The following is a 754-nucleotide window of genomic DNA, read 5'->3' on the forward strand; positions in this document are numbered from 1 at the left end:
TTCTTCCGTCTGCTGGCAGTCCGGGACGAGTGGTTCTCCGATGATTTGCGGAAGCTGGACGATGACAATGTGTACCGCAAGCTGCAAGGTCACTGGATTATCGAAATGTCGGAAATGATGGCAACCGCAAACGCCAAGAGCATTGAGGAAATCAAGTCATTTTTAAGCCGACAGAAAGAGGTTTACAAGATACCCTATGAAACCCACCCAGCAGACCGCCCCCGTCAGTGCGTGTTTGGCGGCACTTCCAATGCCCTTGACTTCCTGCCCCTTGACCGTTCCGGCAACCGCCGCTTTATCCCCGTCATGGTGTACCCGGAGCAAGCCGAGGTTCACATTTTGGAGGACGAAGCCGCTTCCAGAGCCTATATCGAGCAGATGTGGGCAGAAGCGATGGAAATTTACAGAAGCGGCAGGTTCAAGCTGGCTTTCAGCCCTGCCATGCAGCGGTATCTCAAAGAACACCAGCGGGATTTTATGCCGGAGGACACCAAAGCCGGGATGATACAGGCGTATCTTGATAAGTACACCGGGAGCATGGTCTGCTCCAAGCAGCTCTATAAGGAAGCCTTGAACCATGCCTTTGACGAGCCGAAGCAATGGGAAATCCGGGAAATCAACGAGATTATGAACCAGTGCATTTCTGGCTGGCGGTACTTCCCGAACCCAAGAATGTTTTCAGAATATGGCAGACAAAAGGGCTGGGAGCGTGAAAACCCGGCAACGGACTCCGGCAACCCGTCTGAAAAAACGA

General features: G+C 52.8%; 1 protein-coding gene. It reads left to right on the top strand.

The genetic code is table 11. The features are described from left to right. Window positions 1-754, top strand: a 754-nt coding sequence (locus PGY33_RS14155) for a VapE domain-containing protein (RefSeq protein WP_270479187.1), incomplete at both ends; no start/stop codon positions are given.

The sequence above is a fragment of the Butyricicoccus sp. AF18-9LB genome (assembly GCF_027684505.1).
GTDB lineage: Bacteria > Bacillota > Clostridia > Oscillospirales > Butyricicoccaceae > Agathobaculum > Agathobaculum butyriciproducens.